Here is a 19,689-nt window from a genome sequence, read left to right on the forward strand (position 1 = left end):
TCGCATGAAACACCTGATCAAGCTCTTCTGCGCCCTCGTGGCCTCCGTCGCGCTGTTTTCCGGCTGCGCGGTGATCGACCATTCGGCCCCGTCGGGCGCGGACAAGTCCGCGCAATGGGTGCTGCTGCCCTTCGGCAACGCGACCGAAACGCCGTTCGCCGGCCAGCGCGCCGAAGCGGTGACCGAGAATCTGCTGCGCAGCCTGGGCGTGGCCCGGGTGCAGCGCTATCCGGCCAGCCTGCAGAACGACACGCTGTTCGAGAGCGGCCAGCCCAAGGACGCCGCGCGCGCGCTTGAATGGGCGAAGGAGCAGGGCGCCCGCTATGCGGTGACCGGCACGGTCGATGAGTGGCGCTACAAGGTGGGCGTCGATGGCGAGCCGGCGGTCGGTGTCGCGCTGCAGATCGTCGAGGTCGACAGCGGTCGCGTGCTGTGGAGCGGTGTCGGTGGCAAGAGCGGCTGGAGCCGTGAATCGCTGTCCGGTGTGGCGCAGGAACTGATCAAGTCGCTGCTGGTGCCGGCGCTCAAATGAACGACGCCCGTTCGCCCGGCGATCGCCCGCACCTGCGGCGGGTTGCCGAGCCGCTGTGGCGGCGCCTGCTGGCGCGCATCACGCCGACCGGTTCCGGCGCGGGCCCCGCCGCGCTCGCGGAAACCGTGGCGCTGCCGACGCTGTCGCTGTTGCTGGCCTTCTGGCTGAATCCGCTCGATCCCTTCTTCCTGCGCGCCCAGTTCGCCTGGGTGTGGCTGGGGCCGCTGCTGGTGGCGCTGCGCTATGGTCCGGTGCCCGGACTGGCAGCCAGCGCGCTGCTGTTTTCCGCCTGGTTCGTGTTCAGCGAAATCGGCGTGGCGCTGGGCGAACTGCCCAAGCTGTACTTCCTCGGCTGGCTGATCGCGGTCATGATCTGCGGCGAATTCTCCTCGCTGTGGCGCGGCCGGGTGCGGCGTGCCGAAAGCGTGCAGTCCTATCTAGAACAGCGCCTCGAATACCTGACCCATCAGCACTATCTGCTGCGCCTGTCGCACGACCGGCTGGAGCAGGATCTCATTTCACGCCCGGTGTCCATGCGCGACGCGCTGGTCGGCCTGCGCGGCCTGGCGGCCTCGCCCGCAGCGATCGGCGAGGCGCTGCCGGGCGCGGCCGATCTGCTGCGACTGGTGGCGCAGTACTGCCAGATCGAGCGCGCCGCGCTGGTGGCGGTCGATGCCGACGGCCGGCCGGCCGCTGATGCGCCGGCCTGGCTCGGCACCTCCTTCGATGTGGACGCTGGCGATCCGCTGGTCCGTTTCGCGCTCGAACACCGCAGGCTGGCCCACGTCGCGCTCGACGGCGGCGGTGCGCCGGCCGGTTCGCGCTATCTGGTGGTGGCGCCGCTCACCGGTCTGGGCGGCGACCTGCGCGCGCTGCTGCTGGTTGATCGCATGCCTTTCTTTGCGCTGCATGACGAAACCCTGCAGATGCTCAACCTGCTGCTGGGCTATTACGCGGACGGGCTGTCGGCCAGCGCGCTCGCCGCGCCGCTGCGTGCGGAACTGCCGGACTGCCCGCTGGACTTCGCTTTTGAAATGGCCCGCATGTGGCGGGTACGCGTCGAGTCCGGCGTCAGCAGCGCGCTCGTCATGCTCAGCTTTCCGACGGGCGAGGCGGGGCAGGATCTGGCGCTGCAGATCGCGCGCATGCAGCGCTCGCTGGACGTGGTGTGGCGGATCGAACGCGCGGACGGTGCCCGCCTGCTCACGCTGATGCCGCTGGCCGGCCCGGCCGCGGTCGAAGGCTATCTGGCGCGCATCGACAACTGGCTTACCCAGCATCGCGGCGGCGGACTGGACCACTGCCGGGTGGACAGCCGCACCCGCATGCTGGATCAGGAGGCGCCGGCCGAACTGCTGGCCCGTCTGCTCGGGGCGCGCAATGGGCAGTAGCAAGCTCGCGCTGGCCGCGCTGCTGGCCGAACTCGCCGCCTTCTACGGCCTGGGCCACATCGAGTCGCCCGACCTCGCGCTGTCCGCCTATCTGGCCGCCCATGCGCCGGCCAGCCTGCTGCTGGCGCTGGCAGTCTATCTGCTGATTCCGCTGGCGCGCTCCAAGCCGCGGCTGAGCGTGCTGTCGCTGCTGTTCTGCTGCATCTTCTTCGTGCCGGTGCTCGGCTTCGTCGGCGTGCTGGTCGGTGCGCTGGTGCGCCACCTGCTGCCGCGGCTGGAGGCTCCCAGCCGCTTTTCGGCGGTGCGGCTGCCGGATCTGGACATTCACGAAAGCAGCCAGAAATCCGGCGCCGGTTTCCGTCAGGCCGGCGTGCGCCAGTTCCTGAAGAACGAGCGGGCGCCGGTGCCGCAGCGGCTGCGCGCCATGGTGGCGCTGTCGCACGCGCCGTCGCGCATCGGCTCGCCGGTGCTGCGCGAACTGCTGGGCGACGCCGAGGACGACCTGCGCCTGCTGGCCTACGGTCTGCTCGACAACCGCGAGAAACGGCTCAACGCGGACATCCACGCCGCGCGCCAGAAGCTGGCCGCCTGCCGCAGCGACGACGAACGCGGCCGGGTGGCGCAGCAGCTCGCCGCGCTGTACTGGGAGCTGATCTATCAGGGGCTGGTGCAGGGCGATCTGCTCGACTACGCGGTCGGCGAGGCGCTGCGCCACACCGAAACTGCGCTGGCCGCGCTGCGCGAAGACCCGGCGCTGCATCTGCAGCACGGCCGCCTGCTGCAGCAGATGGGCCGGCTGGACGAGGCGGATGCCGCCTATCAGCGGGCGCGCGAACTGGGTCTGCCGGCCTCACGCGTGGTGCCCTATCTGGCGGAACTGGCGTTCGCGCGGCGAGACTTCGCGCGCGTGCGGGCGCTGCTGCAGTCCATGCAGGACTGGGAAGGGCTGTCGCGGCTGGAGCCGGTGCTGAAATTCTGGGGGCAGGCATGAGCGAAGTCGTCCGCCGAGCGCCGGAAGGGGTCGATGTCGCGCTGCTGCTCGAGGGCACTTTCCCCTATGTGGCGGGCGGGGTATCGAGCTGGGTGAACCAGATCATCCGCGCATTTCCGGACCTGCGCTTCGGCGTGGTGTTCATCGGCAGCCGGCACGGCGATTACGGCGACATGCGCTATGCGCTGCCGGACAACGTGGTGCATCTGGAAACCCACTACCTGCATGACGATCTCGGCACGGTGGCCACCGCGCACGAGCGCAAGCGCGGGCTGAAGGGAGACGCGGGCGCCTTCGCGCAGATGGCGGCGCTGCACGACGCCTTCCGTCGCGGCGCTGATCCGGATGTGCTGTCGCTGTTCGGCGAAGCCTGCCGCGACATCGCGCCGGGCGGCCGCATCGATCTGGAGGCCTTCCTGCGCAGCGAGGCGTCGTGGGAGGTGGTGACCGATCGCTACCGCACCTACTGCAGCGACCCCAGCTTCGTCGACTACTTCTGGACCGTGCGCATCATGCACCAGCCCTTGTGGCAGCTGGCCCGCATCGCGCACACGCTGGTGCCGGCGCGGGTCTATCACAGCGTGTCTACCGGTTACGCCGGCTTCCTCGGCGCGCTGCTGGCGCAATCGACCGGCCGGCCGCTGGTGCTGTCCGAACACGGCATCTACACCAAGGAACGCAAGATCGACCTGTACCAGAACGAGTGGATACGGGACAACCGCAACGTGTTCCAGAAGGACGCGTCCGAACTGAGCTATTTCCGCCAGCTCTGGATACGTTTCTTCGAGTGGCTGGGCCGGCTCACCTACGCGGCGGCCGATCCCATCGTCGCGCTGTACGAAACCAACCGGCTGCGTCAGGTTGCGGACGGCGCCGACGCGGCGCGCACCCGCAACATTCCGAATGGCGTGAACATCGGCCGGCTGGCGCCGCTGCGCGCGCAGCGGCCGGCCGACGCGCCGCCGGTGCTGTGCCTGATCGGCCGCGTGGTGCCGATCAAGGACATCAAGACCTTCGTGCGCGCGATGCGCCGGGTGGTGAACCGGATGCCCGAAGCTCAGGGCTGGATCGCCGGCCCGGCGGACGAGGATCCGGCCTACGCGGAGGAGTGTCGCAATCTGGTCGACAGTCTGGGTCTGACCGACAACGTGCGCTTTCTGGGCATGCAGAAGATCGACGAGCTGATGCCGAAGATCGGGCTGGTGGTGCTGTCGTCGATTTCCGAGGCGCTGCCGCTGGTGCTGCTGGAAGGGTTTGCCGCCGGCGTGCCGGCGGTGGCCACCGACGTCGGCTCCTGCCGCCAGCTCATGTACGGGCTGGGCGCGGAGGACGAGGCGCTGGGCGCCGCCGGCCGGGTGGTAGGCATCGCCGATCCGCAGTCGCTGGCCGACGCCGCGCTGGAACTGCTCAATGACGGCGCCGCCTGGCAGGCGGCGCAGCAGGCGGGCATCGCACGGGTCGAGCGCTACTACGCCGACACGCTGATGTTCGACCGCTACCGTGAGGTCTATGCCGGGGCATTCGAGCACGACACGCGCCGTGCCGGCGGCTGCCCCTTCGGACACGGAGCGCGCTGATGGCCGGCATCGGTTTCGAACTGCGCAAACTGCTGAAGAAGGACAGCCTGCTCGGGCTGGTGCAGGCCTACAGCTATGCCGGCGTGATCGGCTCCGGACCGTGGGTGCTGTCCATCGTCGGCATCCTGATGGTGGGTCTGCTGTCGCGCGCGGTGGTGGTGCCGGAATTCCTGATCACCCAGTTCCAGGTGTCGGTCACCTATCTGATCTCGAGTTCGCTCATCCTGACCGGGCTGGTGCAACTGGCCTTCACCCGCTTCATTTCGGACCGCCTGTTCGAGAAGCGCGACGATCTGGTCATGTCCAACTTCAACGGCCTGCTGCTGTGGGTGATCGGCGTGGCCGGCGTGCTCGGGCTGATGCTGGCATTCACGCTGTTCGCCGGGCTGCCGGTCATCTACCGGCTGCTCATGCTGTCCGGCTTCGTGCTGCTGTGTGGCATCTGGGTCGCCACCATTTTCCTGTCCGGCCTCAAGATGTACCGCGCCATTCTGCTGCTGTACGCGCTGGGTTATGCGGTCACCGTCATCACCGCGCTGCTGGCGCGCCCCTGGGGGCTGGAAGGCCTGCTCGGCGGCTTCGTGCTGGGCCATTTCGTGCTGTTCATCGGCATGTGGCTCATCACCGCCTGGCACTACCGCTCGCGGGTCACGATTTCGTACGAGTTTTCGCGCGCGGAAACCCGTTACCCCTCGCTCATGCTGATTGGCCTCTTGTACAACCTCGGCGTCTGGGTGGACAAGTTCATGTTCTGGAGCTGGCAGGAAACGTCGGACGCCATCATCGGGCCGCTGCGCGCGTCGGTCATCTACGACTTGCCGGTGTTCATGGCCTATCTGTCCATCATTCCGGGCATGGCGGTGTTTCTGGTGCGCATCGAAACCGATTTCGTCGAGTACTACGACCGCTTCTTCGACGCGGTGCGCACCGGCGGTTCGCTCGAATACATCGAGGACATGCGCGACGAAATGGTGCTGTCGATACGTCAGGGCCTGGCGGAGATCGGCAAGATACAGACGCTGGCCATGCTGGCCGCCATCGTCGCCGGTCCGGCGGTGTTCGCGGTGCTGGACATTTCGGAGCTGAACCTGCCGCTGCTCTACATCCAGACCCTGGCCGCCAGCCTGCAGGTCGGGCTGCTGGCGCTGCTGAACGTGTTCTTCTACCTCGACCAGCGGCGCATCATCCTCGCGCTGTGCGGCTTCTTCTGCCTGTCCAATATCGCTTTCACCGCGCTGTCGTTCAAGCTGGGCGCCAGCTTCTACGGCTACGGCTATGCGCTGTCGGTGCTGCTCACGCTGATGCTGGGCCTGTGGACGCTGGACCGGAAGCTGGGGCGGCTGGAGTACGAAACCTTCATGCTGCAGTAGAGAGGCAAGCTGCAAGATTCAAGCGGCAAGGTTCAAGACGCGCAGGCTCCGTATTGTCTTGCCGCTTGAATCTTGCAGCTTGCAGCTCAGTACTGCGGGGCGGCTGCCGTGGTGATTTCGTGGCGCAGCAGGTGGTACAGCGCCAGCCGATCGGGCGCGACGTGATCGCGCAGGCCGCAGCCCGGCTCGCTGTCGTGCGCGCAGTCGCGGAAGCGGCAGCTGCCGAGATGGGCGCGGAAATCCGGGAAAGCCTGTTCGAGATCGTTCACGTCGAGCTGGGCCAGGCCGAATTCCTGCAGGCCCGGACTGTCGATCAGCGCGCCGCCGCCGGCGAGGTCGTACAGCTTGGCGTAGGTGGTGGTGTGCTTGCCCGAATCGAGCGCCTGCGACACTTCGCGCGTCGCGGCCCGGGCGTCCGGCACCAGCGCATTGACCAGCGTCGATTTGCCCATGCCGGACTGGCCGGTGAAGACCGCAGTGCGGCCGGCAAGGTGGGGGCGCAGTGCGTCCGCCCCCTGCAGCGCGCTCAGTTCAAGGACGTTGTAGCCCAGGCGGCGGAAAGGTTCGAGCGCGGCGCGGGCGGCCGGCAGTGCCGCGGTCAGGTCGCACTTGTTCAGCACGATGAGCGCGTCGACCTGCTGCGCGTCGCAGGCCACCAGGATGCGCGCCACCAGTTCCGGGCTGAACGACGGTTCGGTGGCCACCACGATGGCGACCAGATCCACATTGGCGGCCACCATCTTCTGCTTCCACATGTCCTTGCGGTAGAGCAGGCTGGTGCGCGGCAGCACTTCGGCGATGCGCGCCTGGTCCTCGCCCTGGATGTCGAGCAGCACGCGGTCGCCGCAGGCGATGTCCGATTTCTTGCCGCGCGGGAAGGCCTGCAGTTCGCGGCCGTCCTCCAGCCGGGCGACGTAGTGCCGGCCGTGGGCCGACACGATGCGGGCGGCCGGCTGGGCGGTCTTCTTCAAGCCGTCAGCCGGCGTCGCGCATCGCTTCGATGCGGGCGGCGCAGATGAGGTCGTTGATCGAAATGCTGCGCACGCTGTGGGTGGTGAACACCACGCGCACGCGGTTGGCGCCGAACATGATGTCCGGGTGGTGGTCCTGCGACTTCGCGATCGCGGCAACCTGATTCACGAAGTTCACCACCTGATCGTAGTCGCCGAACTGGAAGTCCTTCGCCAGGTGCTTGTCGACCTCTATCCAGCCGTGCAGGTCCTTCAGGGCCAGGGCGAGCGCTTCGCCCTCGATGCGGCGGTGCGCGCCCTTCTGCGGCGCGCACTGCTGTTGTGCAAGTTCTTGTCGGGTCATGGATCAGGCGGACTGCAGCCGGGCCACGCGCAGCGCGGCCGGCGGGTGGGAATCGTAGAACTGCGAATACAGCGGGTCCGGCGTCAGCGTGGACGCGTTGTCGCGGTACAGCTTGACCAGCGCGGCGACCAGCCAGTCGGCCCGGGTCTGGGCGACCGCGTAGGCGTCGGCCTCGAATTCGTGCTTGCGCGACATGAGCTTGAGCAGCGGCGACAGCGGGAAGCTGAACACCGGAATCACCAGCGCGAACAGCGTGAGCGCCATCGCGTGGCCCCAGCTGGCCGGTTCCGCCACACCCAGTTCGGTGAAGAACCATGGCGCATCGACCAGCCAGCCGAGCAGCGCGAAGAAGGCGAAGCTGCCGGCGGCGATCCAGCCGACGCGCTTCCAGATGTGGTGGTGCTTGTAGTGGCCCAGTTCGTGCGCCAGCACCGCTTCGATCTCGTCCGCGCCGAGGCGGTTGAGCAGGGTGTCGAAGAACACGATGCGCTTGCCCTTGCCGAAGCCGGTGAAGTAGGCGTTGCCGTGCGCCGAGCGGCGCGAGCCGTCCATCACGAACAGGCCGTCGGAGCGGAAGCCGCAGCGCTCGAGCAGCGACTCGATGCGGCTGCGCAGTTCGCCGGCCGGCATCGGCTCGAACTTGTTGAACATGGGCGCGATGAAGGTGGGATAGATCACCATCAGCGCGAGGCTGAAACTGAGCCAGAAGGCCCAGGCCCACACCCACCAGGCCACGCCCAGGCTGTCCATGATCCACAGCACCGCGGCCACCGCCGGTGCACCGATGGCGGCACCGACCAGGCCGTGCTTGATCTGGTCGCCGAAGAACATGCCCAGCGTCATCTTGTTGAAGCCGAAGCCCTGTTCGATCACGAAGGTGCGCCACAGCAGTACCGGCAGCTCGATCAGCGACGACGCAAAGGTGACGATGCCGATGAACACCAGATCGCGCAGCATGCCGCTGCCGGCCAGACCGGTGGCGACATCGAACATCCACTGCAGGCCGCCGCCCAGCGTCAGCACCGCCAGCCACAGCGCGCCGATGATCACGTCGGCCCGCGCCAGGCCGGCGCGGGCGACGGTGTAGTCGGCCGCCTTCTGGTGGGCTTCGAGCGGAATCGCGTCACGGAAGGCAAGCGGCACCTCGCCGCGGTGAGCGGCCACGTGCGAGCGGTGGCGTGTGGCCAGCCACAGGCGCACGGCGCTGGTCAGCACGAGGGCGACGACGAAGATTTCGGTCAGCATGATGGGGTGGCCTCGGGTAGGAAACGGTTGTCGGACTGATTGCCGACTCAATTGCCAGACTGGGTGTCGGGACTGAATTTAGACTCAGTCCAGGTCACGCGAGTGTGACAAAATCGGGCCGCTCCGCGTTCGGACGAACGCATTAATCCCGCTTGGAAATTTTCTCGATTATGGCACAGGACCCCTCCCATCTCGTCTGGCTGGACATGGAAATGACCGGTCTGGATCCGGACAACGACCGCGTGATCGAACTGGCGTGCGTGGTCACGAACGCGCAGCTCGAAGTGATCGCCGAAGGGCCGGTGCTGGTGGTGCATCAGTCCGACGAGGTGCTCAACGGCATGGACAAGTGGAACACCTCCACTCACGGCAAGTCGGGCCTGACCGACCGCGTGCGCGCATCGACGCTGGACGAGGCGGCCGCCGAAGCGCAGATGATCGCCTTCCTGAGCCAGTACGTGCCGGAACGCAGCAGCCCGATCTGCGGCAATTCGATCTGCCAGGACCGCCGCTTCCTCGCGCGCCACATGCCCGGACTGGAAGCGTGGTTCCACTACCGCAACCTGGACGTGTCCACGCTGAAGGAACTGTGCCGGCGCTGGCGTCCGGAGCTGTCGGGTCAGTTCAAGAAGGCGCAGCGTCATGAGGCGCTGGCCGACATCTACGAATCGATCGACGAACTGAAGTTCTACCGCGAACACTTCCTGCGCATGGAATGAGGCGATGAGCACGCTCCGCATCGCTGTGGCCCAGCTGAACTGCGTGGTCGGCGATCTCGACCACAACGCCGCGCTCATCCTGGACGCCGCCCGCCGGGCGGCGGAGCAGGGCGCCGATCTGCTGCTGACGCCGGAACTGGCGCTGTGCGGCTACCCGCCGGAAGACCTGCTGCTGCGGCCGGATTTCCACCGCGCCTGCGCGCGCCAGCTCGCCCGCATCGCGGCCGGCGCGCCGGCGGGACTGGCGCTGCTGGTCGGGCATCCGCATCGTGAGGACGACCGCCTGTACAACGCCGCCAGCCTGATCCGGGGCGGGCAGGTCGAGGCCACCTATCGCAAGATGCGGCTGCCGAATTACGAGGTGTTCGACGAGGAACGCTATTTCGATGCCGGCACCGATGCTCTGGTGGTCGACATCGCCGGCGTGAAGGTGGGCGTGAACATCTGCGCCGACGTGTGGGAGCCGGGCGCGCCTGAAGCCGCGGCCGCCGCCGGGGCCCAGGTGCTGGCGGTGCTCAATGCGTCGCCCTGGCACCTGAACAAGCCGGTTACCCGCGAACAGGTGGTGGGCGAGCGGATCGCCGCCACCGGTCTGCCGGTCGTGTACTGCAATCTGGTCGGCGGACAGGACGAGCTGGTGTTCGACGGCGCCTCGTTCGCGCTCGACCGCAGCGCTCGTCTGGTCTGGCGCGCGCCGCACTGCCAGGAGCATTTCGCGCTGGTCGAACTGCGTGACGGCGATGTGCTGCCGCAGCCGCTGCCGCAGCAGTCCACGGTGGAACAGGACTGTTACGAGGCGCTGGTGCTGGGCGTGCGCGACTACCTCGGCAAGAACGGTTTCAGGTCCGCGCTGATCGGGCTTTCGGGCGGTGTCGATTCGGCGCTCACGCTGTGCATCGCGGTCGACGCGCTGGGTGCGGACCGGGTGCGCGCGGTCATGATGCCCTCGCCCTACACCGCGCAGATGAGTCTCGACGATTCGCGCGCGCTGGTGAAGAACCTCGGCGTGCAGTACGACGAAGTGTCGATCGCGCCGGCCATGGCCACCTTCGAACAGATGCTGAAGCCGCTGTTCGGCGACGCGGCGGCCGACACCACCGAAGAGAACGTGCAGGCCCGCGCCCGCATGATCATGCTGATGGCACTGTCGAACAAGACCGGCGCCATCGTGCTCACCACCGGCAACAAGAGCGAAATGGCGGTAGGCTACTCGACGCTGTACGGCGATCTGGCCGGCGGTTTCGCGGTGATCAAGGACATCTTCAAGACCTTCGTCTATCGCTTGTGCGACTGGCGAAACAGCGTGCGGCACGACATTCCGGACAACATCCTGACCCGCGCGCCGTCGGCCGAACTGCGTCCGGACCAGACCGACCAGGACAGTCTGCCGCCGTACGCGGTGCTCGATGCCATCATCGAAGCCTATATGGAGCGCGACGAGTCGCCGCGCGACATCATCGCGCGCGGCTTCGCAGAGGCGGACGTGCGCCGCGTGATCGGCCTGCTCCGGCGCAACGAGTACAAGCGCCGGCAGGCACCGCCCGGCGTGCGGGTGACCGAACGCGGCTTCGGCAAGGACTGGCGCTACCCGATCACCAACCGCTACGCCGACGAGTACGACGCCAGCTGAGCGACGCCACCTGAGCGCCGCTGGCCGTCTCCACAATTCGCACACATACGCTCGACAGTCACTCAAGGTTCCCTGTCCAGACTGCAGGCTCCGCACACCGGCGCATCGCGCCCGGTGCTGCGGATGACCGGCCCGCGCCCGGCACCGCCGGCGGCCGCCCCGCATGATCTGGATATGGAGTGCTCGAGAGATGAATGAACAGCTGCTGGCTGACGAAGCGACCTATTGCTCCTTCGGAGACACGGTCCACTATGTGAACCCGCCCAAGGTGTTCGCCGGATGCGAAGGCAGCTACATGTTCGACGAGGCGGGCACGCCCTATCTGGACCTCCAGATGTGGTACTCCGCGGTGAATTTCGGTTACCGCAACAAGCGCCTCGAAGACGTGATGAAGCGGCAGCTCGAAACGCTGCCGCAGATCGCCAGCCAGTACCTGCATCCGACCAAGATCGAACTGGCGAAGTGGATCGCGCAGGACGCGCAGCGCAAGTGGGGCCGGCCGGGCCGGGTGCATTTCAACGTCGGCGGTGCGCAGGCGATCGAGGATTCGCTGAAGATCGTGCGCAACGCCAGCCAGGGCAAGAGCCTGATGTTCGCCTTCGAGGGCGGCTATCACGGCCGCACGCTGGGCGCCTCAAGCATCACCTCCAGCTACCGCTACCGCCGCCGCTTCGGTCACTTCGGTGACCGCGCGCAGTTCATTCCATTCCCCTATCCCTTCCGTCGCCCCAAGGGCATGACCTCGGAAGAATACGCGGACGCCATCGTCGCCGAGTTCGCGCGCAAGTTCGAGAACGAGTACCACGCGGTGTGGGACCCGAAAACCCGCCAGTGCGAATACGCCGCCTTCTACGTCGAACCGATCCAGGGCACCGGCGGCTATGTGGTGCCGCCGGCCAATTTCTACACCGGCCTGAAAAAGGTGCTGGACGAGCACGGCATCCTGATGGTGGTGGATGAAATACAGATGGGTTTCTGGCGCACCGGCAAGCTGTGGTCGATCGAGAACTTCGGCGTCGAACCGGACGTGCTGGTGTTCGCCAAGGCGCTCACCAACGGCCTGAATCCGCTGTCCGGCCTGTGGGCGCGCGAGGAACTGATCAACCCGACCGTGTTCCCGCCCGGCTCGACCCATTCCACCTTCGCGTCCAACCCGCTGGGTACCGCGCTGGGTCTGGAAGTGCTGAAGATGACCGCCGAGGTCGATTACGGCGCCAAGGTGCGCGCCAGCGGTGCCTACTTCCTCGAAGGCCTGAAGGACCTGCAGAAGCGGCACCCGGAAATCGGCGATGTCGACGGTCTGGGTCTGGCGCTGCGCGCCGAAATCTGTACCGCCGACGGATTCACGCCCAACCGTGCGCTGCTCGATCGCATGGTGGACATCGGCCTCAGCGGCCGGCTCGAATACCAGGGCCGGCGCGCCGGACTGGTGCTGGATGTCGGCGGCTACTACAAGAACGTCATCACCTTCGCGCCCTCGCTCGAAATCACCCGCGCCGAGATCGACGAAGCCATGGTGCTGCTCGACCAGCTGCTGGTGTACGCCAAGCGTCCGTGAGCACCGCCCGGGAGGAGGGGCACACTGCCTTCCAGCTCGAACCCGACGCGCTGATCGAAGCCTTCCGTGCACATCCGCCGGAAGGTTTCGAGGTGCTCGCCGGGCGGCCGCTGCTGTTCGCCGCGCCCTTCGATCTGCTCACCACCGCCGACCCCGCGCTTAAGCGCCGGCTGGCGCGGCTGCCGCTTTACCGTCTGTGGTCACGGCTGCTGCGTCTGCGTACCGCCTTCTTCGGTGCGACCGTGTCCGAGTACCTGCCCTGGCCGCGCGCCGACCGCGCGCAGGCGCAGCTGCGCCGCGTGCTGTCTGACTGGGCGCCGCGCTATCCGCTGCTCATCGTGAAGGACCTGCCGCTCGCGTCGCCGCTGCTCGGGCCGCGCGACAACGCCTTTGCCGAAGCGCTCGCGCAGGCCTGCGTGCAGGCCGGCTGCATTCTGGTCGAAGGCCAGGCGCTGGCCTACGTACCGATCGATTTCGACAGCATCGACGCCTATCTGCAGCGGCTGTCGGCCGGCCGGCGCAAGGATCTGAAGCGCAAGCTGCGCCAGCGTGCGCGGCTTGAGGTGCGCCGCCGGCCCTGCGGCGATGCCGCGTTCGCGGACGAGGTCGCTGTCGATGCGTACTACGCGCTGTACGAGGCGGTCTATGCGCAGAGCGAACTGCATTTCGACCGCCTGACCCGCGACTTCTTCGCCACCGTGCTGCGTGACGCCGCGACTGGCGGCATCGTGTTCGAGTACTGGCTGGACGGCGCACTCGTCGGCTGGAATCTGTGTTTCGAGCATGACGGCCGTCTGGTCGACAAGTACATCGGTCTGCGCTACCCGCAGGCGCGCGACTGCAATCTCTATTTCGTGAGCTGGATGGTCAATCTCGAATACGCGCTCGAGCGCGGCCTCACCGCCTATGTGGCCGGCTGGAGCGACCCGGGCGTGAAGGCGCAGCTCGGCGCGCGTTTCACCTTCACCCGGCACGCGGTGCACGTGCGCAATCCGCTGCTGCGGGCGCTGGCCCGGCGCTTTGCCGGTCATTTCGAAAGCGACCGCATCTGGCAGGCGGAACGGGAAGGAGACGCGGCGTGACGCTGCAGTCCCGCATTCCGGTGGTGCTGGACGTGGACGGCGCGGTCGGTGCGCTCGACGGCGAACTGCGGATTGCGCTGAGCGACCGGCAGGAAGCGCTGCGCTTCGGCTGTTCCGCGCGCCAGCTGGACCAGCTCGCCCGCGACCTCGCGCAGCTGCTGCCGGCGGTCCGGCGCACCGGCACCACCTTCATCGGCAGCGGCGATTTCCATCATCTGAGCGTGCCGCTCATCCTGCGCTGCGCACGGGCGCTGCACGCGCGCACCGGCCAGCGCCTGCGCGTGGTGGTGCTCGACAACCATCCGGACAATATGCGTTTCCCGTTCGGCGTGCACTGCGGCTCGTGGGTTCGGCAGGTGGCGATGGATGAGGCGGTGAGCCACGTCCATGTGGCCGGCATCACCTCGGCCGACATCAGCGTCGCCCACTGCTGGGAAAACCGGCTGCAGCCGCTGCGGGCCGGCAAGCTGAGCTACTGGAGCTGTGGCGTCGACACCCGCTGGGCGCGCTGGCTCGGGCTGGACCATGCCTTTCACGCGCACCGCGACGGCGCCGAACTGGTGGCCGCGCTGACCGCCCATCTGGTGGCGCGACCCGAACCCACCTATCTGTCCATCGACAAGGACGTGCTGTCCACCGCCGTGGTCCAGACCAACTGGGATCAGGGCGTGCTCACGCTGGAGCAGGCCGGCGCGGTGATCGACGTGCTCACGGGCTGCATCGAAGGCAGCGACATCACCGGCGAAATTTCCAGTCACCGCTACGCCACGCTGTGGAAGCGCCTGCTGAGCGGTCTGGACGGGCAGGACATCGATCTGACCGCCGCCGCGATCGACGGCGGTCAGGGTCGCCAGCACGAGGTGAACCGCGCGCTGATCGCCCGCATCGCCGCGGCGGGCGGCTGATCAGTCCGCCACCAGCGCTGCGCACAGGCGCTCGAAGCGTTCGTCGTCCAGCCATGGGCTGTTGCTCAGCGACAGTACGCGCGCCGCGAAGTCGCGTGCGTTCGGCAGGGCGCCGGCGTCCTGCCAGGGCACGACCGAGGCATAGCGCCGGTAGTCCGGCAGGGCGTGTGCGAACGGCAGCCCGATGCCGCAGCCGGCGACCCACAGACGATCGAGCAGCCGGTCGCGCCGCGCTGCGTCGCTGACCCGCAGCAGCAGCACTGGCCAGATGCCGGCAGCGCCGGGCACCACCGGGCTGTCGCCCAGCACTTCGATGCCCGGCAGGCTTTCCAGCTGCGCGCGGCGCCGCCGTGCCCGGTCGGTGCAGCCGGCGATGAAGGCGGGCAGGCGGCCGAGCGCGCGCAGGCCCACCGACTGGCGCCAGCGTCCGGGCCGGTGCAGCGGTATGCGGAGGTCGAACAGATCGCCGGCGGCATCCACCCGGTCGCCGGCCCGCAGCGCGTTGCGCAGCGGGCGGCCATAGACCACGCCCAGCAGCGCCGGCCGGTAGCACAGCGCATAGGCGACCAGTTCGAGCGTGCGGCGCAGTTCCCAGCCGGCGTGCCTGCGGGCCAGCGCCTCGCTCGCCCGGGTACAGGCCGCGCGCAGCGCGGGGTCGCGCGCGGCCAGCACGCCGCCTTCATAGAGCGTGAGACCCTTGCCCACCGCCAGGCTGAAGAAACCGATGTCGCCCTGTGTGCCCACGCTTTCGGTTCCGATCCGGGCCCCCAGTGCCTGCGCGGCGTCCTCGATCACGAAGGCGCCGGTGCGGCGGGCGAGGGCTGCCGCGCCGGCCACGTCAGTCACCCGTCCGGCGAGGTGGGTGGGCAGCACCGCCAGCGTGCGCGCGCCGCACAGTCTTTCCAGATGGTCGAGGTCCATGTCGGGCCGGCCCGGCTGCAGGTCGCACAGCCGCAGTTCGAGCCCGCAGTGCGCCACCGCGATGGCGACCAGCGGGCAGGTGTAGGCCGGCACGATGACCTCGTTGCGCCCCGGCTGCAGGCGCTGCAGCGCGGTCAGCGCGATCACCAGCGCGGCGGTGCCCGAACATTCGATGCGCGCCCAGGGCAGGTTGAATGCGCGCGCCAGCCCGCTGGCCAGATCGGAGTCCGCACCCGGCACGCGGCCGAACAGATCGGACAGTGCCAGCGGCAGCCCCGCGGTCGGCGGCACGCAGCGCTCAGCGGGGCGGCTCACGTGGGGGCTCAAGTGGCGGCTCATGTGGCGCCGGCGGCAGGTGTTCCAGCGTGGCGCCGGCGCGTTCGCTTTCGGTTTCGCCGACTGCCAGACAGAGGATGCCGGCCACGATGCACAGCGCGCCCAGCAGCTGCAGCGTGCCGATGTGCTCGTCGAACAGCCCGTGCGACAGCAGCAGCACCGACACGATTTCCAGGTGCGAGGCGGCGAAGGCCGGGCCGATCGGCGCGTGCCGCAGCAGCGTCATCCAGGTGAAGAAGGCGCCGACATAGCCGACGAAAGCGCCGTAGATCCACGGCGCGCCGAAGACCCGCAGCAGCCAGGCCGGGCCGAATTCGAGCGGCAGCGCGTAATCGCCCGCCAGCTTGAAGCTGATCTGGGCCAGCGTGTCGAACAGCAGCAGCAGCCCGAAGCCGATGACATAGAAGCGGCGCATCAGGGCAGGCCCACCAGCGCGACGCCGGTCGCGATCAGCAGGATGCCGGCGGTGCGCATCCGCGACAGCCGTTCGCCGAACAGCACGCGGCCGGCCAGCATGACGACCACGATGTTGATCGATCCGAGCAGCACCCCTTCGGACAGCGGCACCAGCGACAGGAAGGCCAGCCAGACCAGGAATTCGGCGATGTAGCAGCCTATGCCCAGCCACAGCCAGGGGCGGCTGGCCATGTGCCGCCAGCGCTGCAGGCCGTCACTTTCGTGCGCGTCGTGGGCGGCCGCCTTGAAGGCGAGCTGGCCGGCGGTATCGACCACCACGTTCAGTGCCCACAGCAGCGCGACCAGCCATCCGGCGGGCGCACTCATGCGGCGGCGGTGCCGTCGGCATCCACCGCCAGCCGGCCGACGAATTCGGTGGCCAGTGTGGTCACGGTGCGCCGTTCGCGGTCTATCGTGATCATGTGATAGCTGTCGTGCAGCAGCACCAGACTGACCGGTCCGCGTACCCGGCGAGCGATCAGGCGGGCGTTGTTCACGCTGGAAATGTCGTCTTCGCTCGCATGCAGCACCAGGCAGGGCGCGCGCACCGACTGCAGGCGCCGGCGCACGTGGGACGACAGGCGGTGCATTTCGATCACCGCGTACCACGGGTTGCCCGGCAGCCCGGCGGCGCTGCTGTCGCCGCTGTTCATCTGTTCGACCACGCGCTTGCGCAGCGCCTCGTCCTTGATGCCGTAGGGCGGCTGTTCCATGAAGGCGCGCCGGCGGCCGATGCCGAGCAGGCGGAACAGCGGCAGCAGGAAGGACAGGCGTGTGTAGCGCGGAATGCTCCAGCCGTCGTAGCGGAAGGTGGCGGACAGGGCGCCCACGCCGTCCACCAGATCCGGGCGTGCGATGGCCAGTTCCAGCGCCAGCACGGCGCCCATCGACAGGCCCATCACCACCACGCGGTCGACCTGGGCGCGCAGCCGCTCGGCGCCGGCGTGCACGCTGGCGGTCCAGTCGGTCCAGCGCACCCGGATGAGGTCGTCCGGCGTGCCGCAGTGGCCGGCCAGCTGCACCGCATAGACCGCAAAGCCGCCCCGGTTCAGGCCCTTGGCCAGCAGGCGCATTTCGTTCGGCGTGCCGGTGAGGCCGTGCACCAGCAGCACGCCGGTGCGGCCCGCCTCGCCGCTGCCGGGCAGGAAGAATTCGTGCGGCGTGACGCAGGGTGTCTGCGGTGCGTCCAGGGCTGCGTTGAGCAGCGGGTCGTCGACGCGGGCATTCATGCGCAGGCTCCTTCCGGCAGTGCCAGCTGCTGCAGCATCGCGCACGCCTCGTCGAACTGCGCGAAGGGGGTGTGCGGATAGCCGCGTTCGCGGCAGTGGTCGATCAGCCGCGCCTTGGCCAGCACGTGGTCGGCACGGCCGGACACGCAGAAGTCGGAACTGCCGTCGCCGACGAACAGCACCTGCCGGGCACGGACCGGTTTCACGTCCGCCAGCCGGGCGCACTTGCAGTTGCCGCTGGCGCGCACGCAGGCGTCGCTGCCGTGCGGGCATTCGAGCGCCCAGCTGCGCTCGCCGGTGCGCAGCAGCCGGTTGGCCAGTACCGGCAGGTGATCCAGCCCGTGTGCGGCGAGGATGCGGTGGATCGCGTAGTCCAGACCGTCACTGACCACCTGCAGCGGCACGCCGAGGCGCTCCGCGGCGGCGACGAAGGCCGGGAAGCCGGGATCGATGGACAGCCGGTCCAGATGCGCATCGAGTTCGTCCTGGCTCATGTCGAGCAGCGCGACCTGGCCCTGCATGCAGGCGCGCGAGCCGATCCGGCCCGCCTCCCAGTCCTCTTCCAGCGCCTCCCAGCCGGGCCGGCCGAAGCGCTGCAGCAGCGAGTCGGCGACGTCGGTCAGGCAGATGGTGCCGTCGAAATCGCACTGCACCGCCCATGCGATGGAGGGCGTCGCGAACGCCTGACGGAGCGGGGCGTACAGCGCACGGTTGCATGCGTCATTCATGAAAACTCACCTTCACGTTCTGACCCAGGCGCAGCGCCGATGACGCGGCCGGATCCAGTTCGAGGAAACAATCGACCACCCGCACGCTGCCGCGCACCGCGTCTTCGCCCAGCCGGCTGCCGCTGTAGGCGGGACTGAGGCGGGCCACCCGCGCCTGCTGCGACGGCGCGTGCTCGCCCGGATGCAGATCGACGTCCGGTGTGACCGTGGCGCTCATGCCCGGATGCACGCTGGCGAGAAAGCTTTCGTTCAGCTCGGCGCGCACCAGCAGCGGCCGGTGCGGCAGCAGCACCATCAGCGCGCGGCCCGCCTGCGGCCCGACCCGGGCGCCCGGCTGCACCGCGAGCTTCAGTACGCTGGCGTCGGCTGCTGCCCGAACCGTGAGCCGCTGTTCCGCCAGCCGGGCCTGGCGCAGCTTCTGCCGTGCCACCGCCTGTTCGGATTCCAGCACCGAGATGCCCGACTCGATGTCCTGCAGCGCCTGGTGCGCCTCGTCGGCGCGTTGCTGTTCGAAGGCGCCGGCGCGCGCCGCCGCGGCAGTGCGCTCGGCCAGCTGCCGTGCGGCCGGCTGGCGGGCGCGCTGCGCGTGTTCGCGCGACTGGATCAGCGACAGTTCGGCTTCGGCCATGTCGACGTCCAGCCGGGCCTGATCGGCCTGAAGCTGCAGCAGCACCTGTCCGCGGCGCACGCTGTCGCCTTCCTTCACCGTGACGCTCTCTACCGTGCCCTCTACCGGCGCCAGCACCTCGAACAGGCCGCCTTCCACCTCGACCTTGCCGCGTGCCATCGCCGCCGGCATCACGGGCGTCGCGGTGGCCGCGCTGGCACTGCCCTCGTTGCCGTCGCAGCCGGCGAGCGTCAGCGCCAGGCCCAGCGTCAGCCCGAAGGACAGGCCCCGGGCGCGCCATCGTCCGTGCGATGCCGCCGTCACGATGCGATGTCCTCGATGCAGGCGCGCCCGGCGCCGGGTCCGATATCGTCCTGCACCGGCGGTCGCCAGTCGCTCTGCATGCGTCCGTCCTCCATGGTCAGTACCCGGTCCGCCTGGCGCACCAGGCGCGGGTCGTGGCTCACGCACAGCACGGTTGTGCCGTGCTGGTGCGCGATGCGTCTCAGAATGCCGGTCACCCGCTGGCCGTTCTCGGCGTCGAGCGCGCTGGTGGGTTCGTCGGCGAACAGCAGGCGGGGCGATTTGGCCAGCGCCCGCGCGACCGCGACGCGCTGCTTCTCGCCCCCGGACAGCTGGGCCGGAAAGGCGTCGCGCCGGTGCGCCATGCCCACTTCTTCCAGCGCCTCCTGCGCCCGCCGCAGCGATTCACGCGCGCTGACGCCCATGTAGCCGAGCGGCAGCTGCACCTGTTCGCACGCGGTCAGCGCCGGGAACAGATTGAAGCCCTGGAACACGAAGCCGGTGTGGCGCAGCCGGAAGCGCTCGAGCGCGCCCTTGCCCATGCGCGACAGGTTCTCGCCGAGCGCCACCGTATCGCCGTCGTCCGGTGCCTGCAGGCCGCTGAGCAGCGACAGCAGCGTGCTCTTGCCGCAGCCGGACGGACCGGAAATGAGGGTCAGTTCGCCGGCGTGGATGGCGACCGACAGCCGGTCGAGTACGTGCACCGTCACCGTGCCCGAGCGGAAGGCCTTGCTGACGGTATGCGTTTCGAGGCTGACCGGGGCGGATGTGCGTGCATTCATGAGCCGTGTGTCC

20 protein-coding genes are annotated in these 19,689 nt (G+C 68.5%); 10 read left to right on the forward strand and 10 right to left on the reverse strand.

All coding sequences use genetic code 11. The features are described from left to right. Positions 1 to 4 precede the first annotated feature (4 nt). Genes METUNV1_RS13825 through pelG form a run of 5 tightly spaced genes read left to right on the forward strand, consistent with a single transcriptional unit; the run spans position 5 to position 5,861 of the window. Positions 5 to 532, forward strand: coding sequence for a hypothetical protein (locus METUNV1_RS13825; protein ID WP_008062833.1), 528 nt, complete (start codon positions 5 to 7; stop codon positions 530 to 532). Next, on the forward strand, positions 529 to 1,923 hold the full coding sequence (locus METUNV1_RS13830; protein WP_008062834.1) for a PelD GGDEF domain-containing protein: 1,395 nt from the start codon (positions 529 to 531) through the stop codon (positions 1,921 to 1,923). The genes METUNV1_RS13825 and METUNV1_RS13830 overlap by 4 nt, the downstream gene beginning before the upstream one ends. Then, positions 1,913 to 2,914, forward strand: a complete 1,002-nt coding sequence (locus METUNV1_RS13835) for a hypothetical protein (protein ID WP_008062835.1) — start codon at positions 1,913 to 1,915, stop codon at positions 2,912 to 2,914. The genes METUNV1_RS13830 and METUNV1_RS13835 overlap by 11 nt, the downstream gene beginning before the upstream one ends. Next, the gene (gene pelF, locus METUNV1_RS13840) at positions 2,911 to 4,491 is read left to right on the forward strand and encodes a GT4 family glycosyltransferase PelF (protein ID WP_008062836.1); all 1,581 of its coding nucleotides are present in this window, start codon (positions 2,911 to 2,913) and stop codon (positions 4,489 to 4,491) included. The genes METUNV1_RS13835 and pelF overlap by 4 nt, the downstream gene beginning before the upstream one ends. Further along, the gene (gene pelG, locus METUNV1_RS13845; RefSeq protein ID WP_008062837.1) at positions 4,491 to 5,861 is read left to right on the forward strand and encodes an exopolysaccharide Pel transporter PelG; all 1,371 of its coding nucleotides are present in this window, start codon (positions 4,491 to 4,493) and stop codon (positions 5,859 to 5,861) included. Before pelF ends, pelG begins: the two co-directional genes overlap by 1 nt. A gap of 86 nt (positions 5,862 to 5,947) precedes the next feature. Here the strand turns inward: pelG and rsgA are convergent, their stop codons facing one another. From rsgA to METUNV1_RS13860, 3 genes are read right to left on the reverse strand one after another with little or no spacing between them, the layout of a single operon-like run. Beyond that, on the reverse strand, positions 5,948 to 6,832 hold the full coding sequence (gene rsgA / locus METUNV1_RS13850) for a ribosome small subunit-dependent GTPase A (protein ID WP_008062838.1): 885 nt from the start codon (positions 6,830 to 6,832) through the stop codon (positions 5,948 to 5,950). Positions 6,833 to 6,836: 4 nt separating this feature from the next. Further along, complete coding sequence (locus METUNV1_RS13855; RefSeq protein ID WP_008062839.1) at positions 6,837 to 7,175, reverse strand: 4a-hydroxytetrahydrobiopterin dehydratase; 339 nt, start codon at positions 7,173 to 7,175, stop codon at positions 6,837 to 6,839. Positions 7,176 to 7,178: 3 nt separating this feature from the next. After that, positions 7,179 to 8,420, reverse strand: coding sequence for a M48 family metallopeptidase (locus tag METUNV1_RS13860; RefSeq protein ID WP_008062841.1), 1,242 nt, complete (start codon positions 8,418 to 8,420; stop codon positions 7,179 to 7,181). Between the two features lie 170 nt (positions 8,421 to 8,590). Between METUNV1_RS13860 and orn the strand changes: the two genes are divergently transcribed. The 5 genes from orn (at position 8,591) to METUNV1_RS13885 (ending at position 14,314) form a co-directional block, all read left to right on the forward strand. After that, on the forward strand, positions 8,591 to 9,139 hold the full coding sequence (gene orn, locus METUNV1_RS13865; RefSeq protein WP_008062843.1) for an oligoribonuclease: 549 nt from the start codon (positions 8,591 to 8,593) through the stop codon (positions 9,137 to 9,139). Positions 9,140 to 9,143: 4 nt separating this feature from the next. Further along, positions 9,144 to 10,769 (forward strand): NAD+ synthase, encoded by a 1,626-nt coding sequence (locus METUNV1_RS13870; protein ID WP_008062844.1) that lies wholly within the window; start codon positions 9,144 to 9,146, stop codon positions 10,767 to 10,769. Positions 10,770 to 10,959: 190 nt separating this feature from the next. Then, complete coding sequence (locus METUNV1_RS13875; RefSeq protein WP_008062846.1) at positions 10,960 to 12,327, forward strand: aspartate aminotransferase family protein; 1,368 nt, start codon at positions 10,960 to 10,962, stop codon at positions 12,325 to 12,327. Beyond that, positions 12,324 to 13,409: a peptidogalycan biosysnthesis protein gene (locus tag METUNV1_RS13880; protein ID WP_008062847.1), complete on the forward strand. Its 1,086-nt coding sequence runs from the start codon at positions 12,324 to 12,326 to the stop codon at positions 13,407 to 13,409. The genes METUNV1_RS13875 and METUNV1_RS13880 overlap by 4 nt, the downstream gene beginning before the upstream one ends. After that, a complete protein-coding gene (locus METUNV1_RS13885; protein WP_008062848.1) occupies positions 13,406 to 14,314 on the forward strand; it encodes an arginase family protein in 909 nt (302 codons plus the stop codon). Before METUNV1_RS13880 ends, METUNV1_RS13885 begins: the two co-directional genes overlap by 4 nt. On the opposite strand, the gene METUNV1_RS13890 is transcribed toward METUNV1_RS13885, so the two are convergent. Genes METUNV1_RS13890 through METUNV1_RS13920 form a run of 7 tightly spaced genes read right to left on the reverse strand, consistent with a single transcriptional unit; the run spans position 14,315 to position 19,676 of the window. After that, entirely contained in the window at positions 14,315 to 15,550 is a 1,236-nt protein-coding gene (locus tag METUNV1_RS13890) for a DegT/DnrJ/EryC1/StrS family aminotransferase (protein ID WP_043359848.1), read from the reverse strand. Then, positions 15,534 to 15,986, reverse strand: coding sequence for a DMT family transporter (locus tag METUNV1_RS13895; RefSeq protein WP_008062850.1), 453 nt, complete (start codon positions 15,984 to 15,986; stop codon positions 15,534 to 15,536). The genes METUNV1_RS13890 and METUNV1_RS13895 overlap by 17 nt, the downstream gene beginning before the upstream one ends. Then, on the reverse strand, positions 15,986 to 16,354 hold the full coding sequence (locus METUNV1_RS13900; RefSeq protein WP_008062851.1) for an EamA family transporter: 369 nt from the start codon (positions 16,352 to 16,354) through the stop codon (positions 15,986 to 15,988). Before METUNV1_RS13900 ends, METUNV1_RS13895 begins: the two co-directional genes overlap by 1 nt. Then, on the reverse strand, positions 16,351 to 17,256 hold the full coding sequence (locus METUNV1_RS13905) for an alpha/beta hydrolase (RefSeq protein ID WP_008062852.1): 906 nt from the start codon (positions 17,254 to 17,256) through the stop codon (positions 16,351 to 16,353). The genes METUNV1_RS13900 and METUNV1_RS13905 overlap by 4 nt, the downstream gene beginning before the upstream one ends. Beyond that, entirely contained in the window at positions 17,253 to 17,984 is a 732-nt protein-coding gene (locus tag METUNV1_RS13910) for an MtnX-like HAD-IB family phosphatase (RefSeq protein WP_008062854.1), read from the reverse strand. Before METUNV1_RS13910 ends, METUNV1_RS13905 begins: the two co-directional genes overlap by 4 nt. Beyond that, a complete protein-coding gene (locus METUNV1_RS13915; protein WP_008062857.1) occupies positions 17,977 to 18,915 on the reverse strand; it encodes an HlyD family secretion protein in 939 nt (312 codons plus the stop codon). Before METUNV1_RS13915 ends, METUNV1_RS13910 begins: the two co-directional genes overlap by 8 nt. Continuing rightward, complete coding sequence (locus tag METUNV1_RS13920; RefSeq protein ID WP_008062858.1) at positions 18,912 to 19,676, reverse strand: ABC transporter ATP-binding protein; 765 nt, start codon at positions 19,674 to 19,676, stop codon at positions 18,912 to 18,914. Before METUNV1_RS13920 ends, METUNV1_RS13915 begins: the two co-directional genes overlap by 4 nt. Positions 19,677 to 19,689: the final 13 nt, after the last annotated feature.

The sequence above is a fragment of the Methyloversatilis universalis FAM5 genome (genome assembly GCF_000214035.2).
GTDB lineage: Bacteria > Pseudomonadota > Gammaproteobacteria > Burkholderiales > Rhodocyclaceae > Methyloversatilis > Methyloversatilis universalis.

What these genes read in the sequence shown, in the direction of transcription:
- METUNV1_RS13825 (WP_008062833.1), top strand. Translation starts at nt 5, where the DNA reads ATGAAACACCTGATCAAGCTCTTCTGCGCCCTCGTGGCCTCCGTCGCG.
- METUNV1_RS13830 (WP_008062834.1), top strand. Translation starts at nt 529, where the DNA reads ATGAACGACGCCCGTTCGCCCGGCGATCGCCCGCACCTGCGGCGGGTT.
- METUNV1_RS13835 (WP_008062835.1), top strand. Translation starts at nt 1,913, where the DNA reads ATGGGCAGTAGCAAGCTCGCGCTGGCCGCGCTGCTGGCCGAACTCGCC.
- pelF (WP_008062836.1), top strand. Translation starts at nt 2,911, where the DNA reads ATGAGCGAAGTCGTCCGCCGAGCGCCGGAAGGGGTCGATGTCGCGCTG.
- pelG (WP_008062837.1), top strand. Translation starts at nt 4,491, where the DNA reads ATGGCCGGCATCGGTTTCGAACTGCGCAAACTGCTGAAGAAGGACAGC.
- METUNV1_RS13855 (WP_008062839.1), bottom strand. Translation starts at nt 7,175, where the DNA reads ATGACCCGACAAGAACTTGCACAACAGCAGTGCGCGCCGCAGAAGGGC.
- METUNV1_RS13860 (WP_008062841.1), bottom strand. Translation starts at nt 8,420, where the DNA reads ATGCTGACCGAAATCTTCGTCGTCGCCCTCGTGCTGACCAGCGCCGTG.
- orn (WP_008062843.1), top strand. Translation starts at nt 8,591, where the DNA reads ATGGCACAGGACCCCTCCCATCTCGTCTGGCTGGACATGGAAATGACC.
- METUNV1_RS13870 (WP_008062844.1), top strand. Translation starts at nt 9,144, where the DNA reads ATGAGCACGCTCCGCATCGCTGTGGCCCAGCTGAACTGCGTGGTCGGC.
- METUNV1_RS13875 (WP_008062846.1), top strand. Translation starts at nt 10,960, where the DNA reads ATGAATGAACAGCTGCTGGCTGACGAAGCGACCTATTGCTCCTTCGGA.
- METUNV1_RS13895 (WP_008062850.1), bottom strand. Translation starts at nt 15,986, where the DNA reads ATGCGCCGCTTCTATGTCATCGGCTTCGGGCTGCTGCTGCTGTTCGAC.
- METUNV1_RS13900 (WP_008062851.1), bottom strand. Translation starts at nt 16,354, where the DNA reads ATGAGTGCGCCCGCCGGATGGCTGGTCGCGCTGCTGTGGGCACTGAAC.
- METUNV1_RS13905 (WP_008062852.1), bottom strand. Translation starts at nt 17,256, where the DNA reads ATGAATGCCCGCGTCGACGACCCGCTGCTCAACGCAGCCCTGGACGCA.
- METUNV1_RS13910 (WP_008062854.1), bottom strand. Translation starts at nt 17,984, where the DNA reads ATGAATGACGCATGCAACCGTGCGCTGTACGCCCCGCTCCGTCAGGCG.
- METUNV1_RS13920 (WP_008062858.1), bottom strand. Translation starts at nt 19,676, where the DNA reads ATGAATGCACGCACATCCGCCCCGGTCAGCCTCGAAACGCATACCGTC.